The 10,506-nt window shown below is 58.3% G+C and carries 8 protein-coding genes and 1 riboswitch; of the genes, 2 read left to right on the top strand and 6 right to left on the bottom strand.

The genetic code is table 11. The features are described 5' to 3' along the window. Positions 1-165: 165 nt before the first annotated feature. The 6 genes from KIK84_RS01835 to KIK84_RS01810 form a co-directional block, all read right to left on the bottom strand. A complete protein-coding gene (locus KIK84_RS01835) occupies positions 166-1,233 on the bottom strand; it encodes an amidohydrolase family protein (RefSeq protein ID WP_214121273.1) in 1,068 nt (355 codons plus the stop codon). A gap of 40 nt (positions 1,234-1,273) precedes the next feature. Continuing rightward, positions 1,274-2,809 carry a metallophosphoesterase gene (locus tag KIK84_RS01830; RefSeq protein ID WP_214121272.1) on the bottom strand — a complete coding sequence of 512 codons (1,536 nt, stop codon included), beginning with the start codon at positions 2,807-2,809 and terminating at the stop codon, positions 1,274-1,276. A gap of 195 nt (positions 2,810-3,004) precedes the next feature. Continuing rightward, on the bottom strand, positions 3,005-3,676 hold the full coding sequence (locus tag KIK84_RS01825; RefSeq protein ID WP_214121271.1) for an ABC transporter ATP-binding protein: 672 nt from the start codon (positions 3,674-3,676) through the stop codon (positions 3,005-3,007). Positions 3,677-3,679: 3 nt separating this feature from the next. Next, complete coding sequence (locus tag KIK84_RS01820; protein ID WP_250207678.1) at positions 3,680-5,257, bottom strand: ABC transporter permease; 1,578 nt, start codon at positions 5,255-5,257, stop codon at positions 3,680-3,682. Between the two features lie 3 nt (positions 5,258-5,260). Continuing rightward, a complete protein-coding gene (locus tag KIK84_RS01815; RefSeq protein ID WP_214121270.1) occupies positions 5,261-6,319 on the bottom strand; it encodes a thiamine ABC transporter substrate-binding protein in 1,059 nt (352 codons plus the stop codon). A gap of 79 nt (positions 6,320-6,398) precedes the next feature. Continuing rightward, positions 6,399-6,490: riboswitch (TPP riboswitch) on the bottom strand. Between the two features lie 59 nt (positions 6,491-6,549). Further along, a complete protein-coding gene (locus KIK84_RS01810; protein ID WP_214121269.1) occupies positions 6,550-7,257 on the bottom strand; it encodes a transporter substrate-binding domain-containing protein in 708 nt (235 codons plus the stop codon). 109 nt (positions 7,258-7,366) lie between these two features. On the opposite strand from KIK84_RS01810, the gene KIK84_RS01805 reads away from it, so the two are divergent. Together KIK84_RS01805 and KIK84_RS01800 are read left to right on the top strand one after the other, a co-directional pair. After that, positions 7,367-9,775 (top strand): bifunctional diguanylate cyclase/phosphodiesterase, encoded by a 2,409-nt coding sequence (locus tag KIK84_RS01805; protein WP_214121268.1) that lies wholly within the window; start codon positions 7,367-7,369, stop codon positions 9,773-9,775. A 78-nt stretch (positions 9,776-9,853) separates the two neighbouring features. After that, entirely contained in the window at positions 9,854-10,468 is a 615-nt protein-coding gene (locus KIK84_RS01800) for a DUF4337 domain-containing protein (protein ID WP_214121267.1), read from the top strand. The last annotated feature ends 38 nt before the right edge of the window (positions 10,469-10,506 follow it).

The following is a 10,506-nucleotide window of genomic DNA, read 5'->3' as shown; positions in this document are numbered from 1 at the left end:
TCGCTCACCCTGAAACGCTACCACAGTGAACCTGCTCTGTAACCGCATTCCTTATGCCGTCCTTATGTATTCCTGACAGGAACTTGGATAAAAAAACACGGTCACGCGCCGGGACTGGGCATGGCGCTCACCCATTGGGGTGGGCAATGCCCAAGCCCAGCTAGGCTAAATCTCTTCGTGGTAAATCAACTTCCATGCCGCCTTGTAGGCCACCCGTTCGCGCAATGCGTCGGGCAAAGACTGGATGAATTCGCGTCGCCGACGCCCCCAGAGCAAGAGGCTATCGGTTCTATCGCCCCCAATATCCAGCGCTGCCAAAAACCGATAGGGGTGGGCCGCCATCACCTCGTGCCATTCGCTTTTGCGCGTCCAGTAGCGCGAGTGGCGTTCACCGCTCAACTCGTACACCGAACCAGCGTGGCCCATCGCGGTGTCCACATACAACTGGGGGTAGCGTTGCAGCCACTGCGCCAGCATGCTGGGGCCATAGAGCGTGGAGCGGGCCGAGTACCGTATCTGGTCGAAATGGCACCAAATCACCGTGGCCTTGGGGTACTGCTGGAGCATGCTCTCCAGCGGGGGCAGCAGCACGTCTTCAATCTCGTAATGCAACTGGAAGGGCAAGCCCGTTTTTTCTGCCAATGCAAACAGGCGGTGGCCCAAAGGCCCATCAATAGCAATTTGCACATCGCGGTGCATATCCCCACGCTGCACCTGTCTGGGCGAGGGGTAATGGTGGAACTCAAACTCCCCCATCATGGGATAGCCATCGGCCACCAAAAACTGCTCTGCAGCGTCTAAAAAAGCGCTGCCGTGCTCCGACCAAGCGGGGTGCCCACCCCCATTGCCTACGGGAATGAAATGCGTGGGGTAAGCACGCTGCAACTCTAGGCTGTGGTCCGACCATAGCTGGCCTTTGTTGACCAGGTTGGATGGCTGCTCGGCCGAGGCACACATGATCATGCCCACGGTGTCCATGTCCGACACGAACGCCGCCACGTCAAGCTTGTGGGGGTTGTAGGAGCTTTCTACATCGATGAGCGGTATCAGCCCACGCTGCTGGATGCTGCGCAAGCGCTGCAAATACCCCGCACGGGCCTGCATGCGGTCAAACGGCAGACGCGCCTGCTCTTGCCGTGGCTGCGGCCCGTCCATGGTCTGCGCAGCGCCATGCTGCCCCCAAGTGGCTGCAAGAGAGGCAGCAGCCCATGCCAAACAGTCGCGTCTTTGCATGCCAACAGTATGCGCGATAAGGCTGCTGCACTAGCACCCCTCACAAAGAGTAGATGGGCGCCGTATTTCCGATATCAAAAAACTCCTCGCGGATGGTGTTTTCGCCCAGTGTGAGCATGGCAAAACCATTTTTTGCGCGCGGCGAAATATGGACAAAAGCCAGTGCTTCATTTATTTTGAGCTCGGTGTTGGCATACCAATCCACGTTGCTGCAACCCTTCATGCCAATCGGTATGGCAAATGGCATAGAGCTATGACCAATACAACGGGTTTTCACTTCCTTGGAGGCTGCTTTGTCGTTGTAGACCATTCCAAGATGCGTATGCCCCCAGTACCAATAGTCGGGCGTCAAATTGCAATCTTTATTTATGTTGCTCCACAGCGGTTCATTCACTGCGCTTCCATCCGTGCTGATGCCAGTGTGGTGTGACATCAGAATCACCTTTTTCCCATCTTTTTTATTCTGGGTAATTTGCTGCAAAAACGCATACTGGGGGTTGACCTTTGGCTCGCCGAGCCCACCACGCATGTACAAATTGGAAGGATCGAAGTACGCGGTATCAATGCCTGCGATGACCCAATCCCCAAACTCCAGTGCAAAGTAGCTGCATCCGGCTTGTGCACTGAACAAGGGATCAGCCAACGCCACATCAAAGTAGCCATAAGCGCCCCCATACATCTCATGGTTGGAATTCAAGGTGAAGCATTGCCCTTGCTTGGCAATGTCAGGGTACTGGTACAACACATCCAGCAGGTTGTTTTGCTCCTCACCTTCTGGCAAACGATTGCCAGCGGTACCTGAGTAGTAGGTATCCCCCAAGTGGATGATGTAATCCGGTTTGTTCTCCAAATTCAACAAGGTGTCCATCACTGCAAACGCAGGCCCCTTGGGGTTGCCTAGGCCTTGGAGCTGGTACTGGCCAGAACCCCAGTCACCAATGATTGCAATGCGCACTTTTCCATCTTGGCCCTGGGGTTTGAGCGCAATGGGCGCAGGCGCGGGATTCGTCACAAAGGCGCGGATACCCCAGCCGTCTTGACCGTGATCTTTGCTACGCCGGTGATTCATGAACACGTTCTTTAATGTCCACGCCCAACGGATGTCTGCCTGCTCGTACGTGCGGCAGCCGTATATGCCACCCCACTTGTCACAAAGGACTCTGGAACTGCTGAGGAATGACTCCCTGACAGCGCTGAATTGCTCTGGGGTGAAGGCCGATGGGCGCGCGACCGCCGCCAGTGTGTCCCACAGGAGCTTGAGCTCTGGAATCGCATCCACTTCAGCCCTGAGCTCTGCTGGTGGGTTGTGGAGGTAATGCAAGGCAAAAGCGAACTCACCTACGGACTCCACATCGGCTGGCGCTGCTTTTTCACCAAGCAAGGACGTGACATGTTGGCTTGCAAGGATTTCTTGTCGCTCGATCTCCCGCAATAAGGCGTCCAACTTGGTAACAAGCGCTTCAATAGCCGAAGCCGCGTTCTCTAACTCCTGCAGTGCATTGTGTGGCTGCAAGTGCTGCATTCCTTCGGACAAAAGGGCATGCAGCTTGCTGCGATAGTCATTTCCACTGGCCATGATTTCCTCCCTATGATTTATATAACTGAATACGCAATCGGTAAGCATTGATTGCGAAACGTTTTTTAACAGGGATTTTCGGCATTGAATAGTGGATAAATCCTTTAATCCACTTGGCACTATCATTAATTACAGGGCCGCAGCTACGCACAAAAATCTTTTAGGCCGTCCTATGACTCGCTCGCCGAAAGTTGATTACCACCACCGCTGCAGTGCCCCGTCTTGCAGGCGGTAGCCCTGCTGGCCCAAGGCGCGGGCCTCTTGCTCGTCATGGGTAACCAGCACAGCAGTGATGGCGTTCTGAGCGATGGCTTGGGCAAACTCTTGGCGCATGGCTTGGCGCAAGTCGGCATCCAGCGCAGAAAAGGGCTCGTCCAGCAGCAGCAGCTTGGGCTGCACGATGAGCGAGCGGCCCAGCGCCACGCGCTGCTGCTCGCCGCCCGATAAGCGCCACACCGTGTCGTCCCCGCGCCCGCCCAAGCCCATGCGCTGCAGCATGGCATCGGCCATTGGGCGTGCGGCTTTGCGACCCAAGCCCTGCTCCACCAGCCCAAAGGCCACGTTGTCACGCACATTCAGGTGGGGAAAGAGCGCAAAGTCTTGGAACATGAGGACAAAGCCACGCTGGTGCACCGGCACGCGGGCCAAGTCCTGCCCGGCCCACAGCACGCGCCCTGCCTCGGCTTGCTCCAGCCCGGCAATGATTTTGAGCAGCGTGCTTTTGCCGCAGCCCGATGGCCCCAGCAGTGCCACCGTCTGGCCCTGCGGCACCTGCAAGTGCAACTGATGGAGCAACACCCGCGGGCCTTCGCCGGGCAGCGCACGGTCGTCGCGCCAGTGTTTGGTAATGGCTTGCAGTTCCAGCATGGTTTAGTCAGACGGTGAATCGGTTTGCCGCCCTGCTTCGGTGAGCACAAAGGCCAACAAAGCCAGCAGCATGAGCAAGGCCGAGAGTACCAGCGCCGCCTCTTGGTGGGCAGCGCCGGGGCGGCCTAGGTGGGAGTAAATGAGGGTGGTGAGCGTCATCCACTCAGGGCGGGACAAAAACAGCGTGACGGCAAACTCCCCCACCGCCGTGGCAGCGGCCATGGCCATGCCCCGGCGCACAGCGGGCAGCAACAGCGGCAAGGTGATGCGCCAAAACGCCCGCCACGGGCTGGCCCCCAAGCAGCGCGCGGCCTGCCACCACTGGGGTGGCAGGTTGTCCAGCCCGGCGGCCACGGCCTTGGCCACCAGCGGCACCGCCAGCACGGTGTAGGCGGCCAGCAGCAGGGGCAGCTCGCCCGCCCATTGCGGGTACAGCAATAGCAAACCAAAAGCCACCAACACGGGTGAGACGATGAGCGGCACGTAGGCCACCGTGCGCAGCCACAACCAGCGCTGCGCAGCCAGCGCCAGCAACAGCCCCAGCAGCGTGGCCAATAGCACCGCCACGGTGGAAAAGCGCAGCGTGTTCCACAGCGCCAACAGCGTCTCGTCTTGCCAGAGCACTGCCCATGCATCCGCTCCTAAATTAATAGCACGTACAGCAATACTGATAAGCGGTAGCGCCTCAAAAAGCATCCAAATCAGCAGTGCTGCCAAGAGCCACACGCGCATACGCCAGCCCCGCACCGCTTGGCGCGGAACGGCAGCGGCGCGCACGGGGGTGGCCAGCCAGCGCTCCACCCACGCATAGGCCAGCGCCACCGCGCCGGAGCACAGCATGAGCCACAGCGCCAGCACACTGGCCTGGCCCAGCTCCAGCTCGTGGGCTACCAGGGTGTAGACCTCCACCTCGGCTGTGGCGTAGCGGCTGCCACCCAGCACCAGCGCCAGCCCAAAGCCCGAGAAGCAGTACAAAAACACCAAACACAGCGCCGAAGCCAACCACGGCAGCATGGCGGGCCACTCCACCCGCCAAAAGGTGCGCCATGGGCTGGCCCCCAGCGTGCGGGCAGCAGCCACGCGGTTGGCCGCTACGTGCTGCAAGCCCTCGTGCCCGGCGCGCACCACCAAGCAGAGGTTGAAAAACACATTGCCGTACAGCAGCAGCCAGGGCGTGTCGCGCAGTGCGCCATCGCCCACCGTGCCCCACACGGTAAGCACCCCCAGCGCTGCCACGAGTGTGGGCACCACAAAGGGCAGCATGAGGCTGCGCAGCAGCAGCGTGCGCCCGGCAAACTGCCAGCGCGCCAGCACCCAGGCCAAGGGCACGCCCAGCAGCAAGACGATGAACGTGCTCAGCGCGGCTTGGCCCAGCGTCCACAGCAGGCGCTGGCGCAAATAGGCGTCTTGCCACGGTAGCCACAGGCTGGCACTGTCCCCATAGCCATCCCCCGCACCGTGCAGCATGAGCACGCCCGCTGGCAGCAGCACCATGGCCAGCAGCAGGGCCAGTGGCAGCGCGGCTTGGCATGCGGCCAAGCCCAGCGCACGGGCGTGCGCCCCTTGGGGCTCCAAGCGCATGGTTTACTTCAGCACCACCTGCGTCCAGCGCTTCACCCACGCAGCGCCTTTGGCGGCGATGTCGGCATCGCTCGGAGCGTCAAAACGGCTGGGTTCTTCGCCCACGCGCAGCGCGTCTGCCACGGGCACACTGGCCTCGGCAGGCTGCATCCACATCTCGGTTTGCATCTGCTGCTGCACAGGAGTCGAGCGCAGAAATTCGATGAACTTCTCGGCCAGTGCCACGTTCTTGCCCCCTTTTACCAAGGCCACCCCCTCTACTTGGCGGAACACCGCGCCGGGCAAGACCAGCGAGCCAGTGGGCGGCTCGCTCAGCTTGGTTTTGGAATAAAACAGCTCGGCTGCAGGGCTGCTGGCATAGCTCACCACCAGCGGGTACTTGCCACCGCTTTTGCTGAAGTCGGTGTAGTAGGCCTCGCTCCAGCCTTTGACCACTTTCACGCCGTTGCTGCGCAGCTTGGCCCAGAAGTCAAACGCTTTGTCTTCGCCCAACGCGCCAATGGTGGAGAGCAAGAACGCGTAACCGGGGCTGCTGGTGGCGGGGTTTTGCACCACCAAGAGCTTGGCGTACGCCGGCTGGGTCAAGTCGTCCAGCGTTTTGGGCAATGGCACGCCATGCTTGGCAAACCAGGCCTTGTCGTAGTTCAGCGTCACGTAGCCGTAGTCCACGCTCACCAGCGGCGCGGGCAAGCTGGCGTTGGCCTTGCGGCTGGCAGCGGCGGTGTTGGTGGCAGCCAGCACGTCGGCCGCCAAGGCTTTGGGAGCCAAGGCGTTGTCGATGCCGTAGACCACATCGGCAATCGGGCTGGCCTTGGTCAGGATGAGCTTGTTGAGCATCTCGCCCGCATCACCGGCTTTGTTGATGCTCAGCTTGGCGTTGTTCTCTTTCTCAAACTGGGCCAGCAAGGCCTTGGGCACGCCAAAGGAGCTGTGGGTCAGCACGCGCAACTCCTCTGCAGCGCGGGCACTGGGAGCCAGTGCCAACAGGCCTGCGGACAGGCCCACACAAACCGATACGGAAGCGCCCAGCACAGAGCGGCGCGAAACAGGAGAGGAAGTCATTCGAGCACTCGCTTTCAAGATTGGCAAATTGCGTGAACACGGCCAAGCCCAGTGGGGAGCGCAAGACGAGCAGCCGGTAGGCGACTGCCTTTCACACTCCCTACGCTGGTACCAGCCAGATCAGGTTCATGGGGTATTTCTCAGTCCTTGCGGACACCCCCGGTGAAGGGGGCCGATTGTAGCCAATCCCCCGCTCACACCAGCTACACGCCCCCAAGACACTTGCACACCTAGGGTTGCCAGTCCACGTAGCGAACCAAATACTGTTCCATCTGGCCGGACTGTTTCAGTTGTTTGATTCCCTCGGTCAGATAACGTCGAATGGCTGCCGCATCGGCGCGTGCTGGAACCAGCGCGCGCACGGGATAAGATTTGTAAAGCGCTCGGTGGATGCCGCTGTAATGGGGGGATTTCAGCAATGGATCGCCCACATTCATGGGAACAATCAGTGCGTCGGCCCGCTTGGAAAGAACCATGTCCATGCTGCACTGCAGGCAATTGGACTCCGTCACAGGAAAGGGATAGAGCGATGCGTGTGCCGCCTCGATCAGGACGATGTGCCCTTCTTGCCCGACGGAGTGCGCATCCAGCGGCTCGGACTTGCGCGAGTAAATCACGAAAGGGACGCGGCCTATCTCGACTTCGCTAACGTAGACCAACCCGGCAGGGGCTGGTTTATCGCCGTCTTGAATCATGGGGAGATGAAAGTCCGCTTTGCCAGCAGCCGTCTCCAATAGCGATCTCGCGAATGGACGGTTGACGATTTTGGTTCGCGTGTGGGTGGCTCGGTCTAGTGCGCGGACAAATTCCACCAGTTCGCCTTGCGAGGCCCCATTTTCAGGCAGCGACACGACGCGGTCATAGGTTTGCGCATGGGTTGGGATCAACCCCGAGAGCAGTCCCAGCAATAAAGCCCATACTGGCAGTAAACAACGCATAAGGTGTCCTTTCTTCATCGCCAAACCCTCGATGCATAGGAAAAACTAAAATCTGCGAAAACCACCCGTCAGTGTATTTTTTGTACAGCATTCGCACACTGCGCACTTGATGAAACTTCTGCGTTTCCTTCGACCCCAATTCCTTGATCGAGCCTTGTTTCGCAACAATGGGCTGGCTCGACGGATCATGGTGGCCATGATTTTGTTCAGTTCTGCGGTGACCGCGGTCATTACAGCTGCTGAACTTTATCTGGACTACCACGAAGACATGCGTGGAATCCGTGAGCGCGTCGATACCATCCAGAACATCTACCTGCCTACATTAACGGAAAGCGTCTGGATTGCGGAGACCTCACAGATCCAAACCCTGCTTGGCGGATTGTTGAACCTTCGCGATGTTGATCGTCTAGAAGTTGTGTCTGATGGCAAGGTGCAATGGGCTGTCGGTAGCCGATCATCACAGAGAGTCATCGAAACCGTCATCCCGCTCACCAGAGCTCACCGCGGTGAAAACCTGCTCATCGGTGAGTTGCATGTGGTGGCGAGCATGGACCATGTTTACGCGCGGCTTTGGTCTAAATTGCTTGTGATGCTGGTCAGCAATGCGATCAAGACATTTTTGGTGACGGCCTTTGTGTTGTTGTTGTTTCAGGGCATGGTGGGGCAGCACTTGGAACACCTCTCGGCTTATCTACGCCGTTTCGGTGCCAAAGGCACTGCCCAGGATGTCTTGACGCTGAATCGACCAAGCCATGGAATGTGGCGCCCAGACGCTTTTGATCATGTGACGAATGCGGTCAATATGATGCGTGCCGAGATTCTGCAGTCGTCGCAGAGTCTGCAACAGGCCCACCATCGCTTGGAGTCTGTGATTTCCAATTCGCCCCTCGCGATCTATACCCACGACAAGGACGGTATCGTCACGTCCTGGAATCCAGCAGCAGAATGGATTTTTAACTGGACTGCTGGGGACGCTGTTGGGCATCCCCTGCGGGTTGTTCCCCCGCAGAAAAAATCAGAGTTGGACGACATCCATGCGAGGGTGCAAAGCGGGGAGGTGATCCGGCAGCTGGAATTGCAATGGGTAAAGCGGGATGGCTCGCCTATCGACATCAGTCTCTCCATCGCTCCTTTGTTGGATTCCAATGGGAGCGTCAGCGGTTTTCTGTCGGTCGTCTCCGACATCACTGCACGCAAGTTAGCCGAGCAACGAATCAACTACTTGGCTTTTCACGATCTCCTGACCGGGCTTCCCAACCGCTTGCTATTGCAGGAAAGATTTGATCGGGCGACAGAATTGGCTTTGCGCCAAGATCGCAAGGTCGCTTTGCTTTTTCTGGATCTCGATAATTTCAAAGGCATCAACGACAGCCTGGGTCATGATGTCGGTGATGCCTTCCTCCAAGAAGTCAGCGCGCGTCTGAAAGACTGCATACGAGAAACGGACACGATCTGTCGACAGGGCGGGGATGAGTTCCTGATCATTCTGACGGATCTCGAACGAGCGGAAGATGCGTCGCCTCTCATTCAAAAAATGATGGCGAGATTGCAATACCCGATCCAGCTTGCTGGCGAGGAGCTTTCGACTTCAGCATCCATCGGCGTAGGGATGTTCCCTGACGATGGGGGGACCTTTGACATTCTGCACAAGAAAGCCGACATGGCCATGTACCAGGCCAAGGACGCAGGTCGCAACACCTATCGTTTCTTTGATGCGCAAATCAATTCACAAGCTGTCGACAACCTCGCTATTCGAAACGCACTGCATCGAGCGTTGGACAGGAATGAATTTGTACTGCACTACCAACCACAATTCGATCTGTTGAGCCATCGGATCGTGGGCGTTGAGGCACTGCTGCGATGGAACCATCCGGTTTTGGGGAGTGTTGCCCCCAGTCGTTTCATCCCGGTCGCGGAAGGAAATGGCCTGATTGTCCCGATTGGAAACTGGGTGTTGCAGCAAGCCTGCCGTCAGGCCGCAGCCTGGAAAGCTGCCGGATTGCCGGAACTGACCATGGCGGTGAATCTCTCAGCAATTCAGTTCAAGCGGGACGATGTGGAACTCCAGGTGAGCCAAGCACTTGCATCGACGGGCTTAGACCCCGCCAAGCTGGAGCTTGAATTGACGGAGTCCATACTGGTTCAAGATGTCGAGGGCGTTCTCGCGTGCGTTCGACGCCTCAAGCGCCTGGGTGTCAAGATTTCGATTGATGATTTTGGGACCGGCTACTCCAGCCTTGCGTATCTGAAGCAGCTGGATATCGATAAGCTCAAGATTGATGGTTCTTTTGTGCGTGACCTGGCCACTGACCCGGATGACGCGGCCATCGTGAATGCGGTCATCCAAATGGCACGCAGTCTGGGTCTGCGCACGATTGCTGAGGGCGTTGAAACGGAGGATATTGTCCAGCGCCTGCAGCACTACCAATGCGACGAGGCGCAAGGCTACTATTTCGCACGCCCGATGTCGGCCGATGCTTTGGCCCGGTTGCTGCAATCGATGCCGCCCCCCTCTTGAAGTGAATGGGAACTGAAGACATTCGCTTGGCATCCCTACAATCGGCGCTTTCGCTGATTTGCAGGAGACAAGCACACCATGTCTGGACACGGATTTCACGTACACGGCCCCCACGACCACGAGCTGGAACACGCCGCCCAAGGCCACGATGCGGGCCACGGCGATGACCACGGCCACGCTGGTGGCAAGTCGATGACCAACCAGATCGCGCTGTTCACCGCCATCATCGCCACCGTGGGGGCGATTTTTGGTTACATGGGCGGTGCCACCCAAGCCAACGCGGGTCTGTACAAAAACAACGCCGCCATCAAGAAAACCGAAGCCTCCAACCAGTGGAATTACTTCCAAGCCAAAAGCACCAAGCAAGCACTGGCCGAGGTGACCCGCGACCTGAGCACCAAGGCTGAGGACAAAGACAAGTACCAAGCCAAGGTGGAGCGCTACGAGAAAGAAAAGGCCGAGATCAAAGACAAAGCCGATGCTCTAGAGGCCCAAGCCCACGAGTGGGACGAGAAAAGCGAGGAGCAAATGCACCTGCACCACCGCTGGGCACAGGCCACCACCGTGCTGCAAATATCCATCGCACTGGCCGCCATTGCCCTGTTGACCAAGAAAAAGTGGCTGGAGTGGGCGATGCTGGGCGCGGGCTTGGCAGGCGTGGCCGTGGGAGCACTGGCTTTGCTACACATTTGATAGCTAGCCCAGCAATACCCATAAGCTCTACAGCCATT

The organism is Curvibacter sp. CHRR-16, from assembly GCF_018474005.1.
In the GTDB taxonomy this organism is placed as follows: Bacteria; Pseudomonadota; Gammaproteobacteria; order Burkholderiales; family Burkholderiaceae_C; genus Allorhodoferax.
This window is presented reverse-complemented; position numbering and strand designations above follow the sequence as displayed.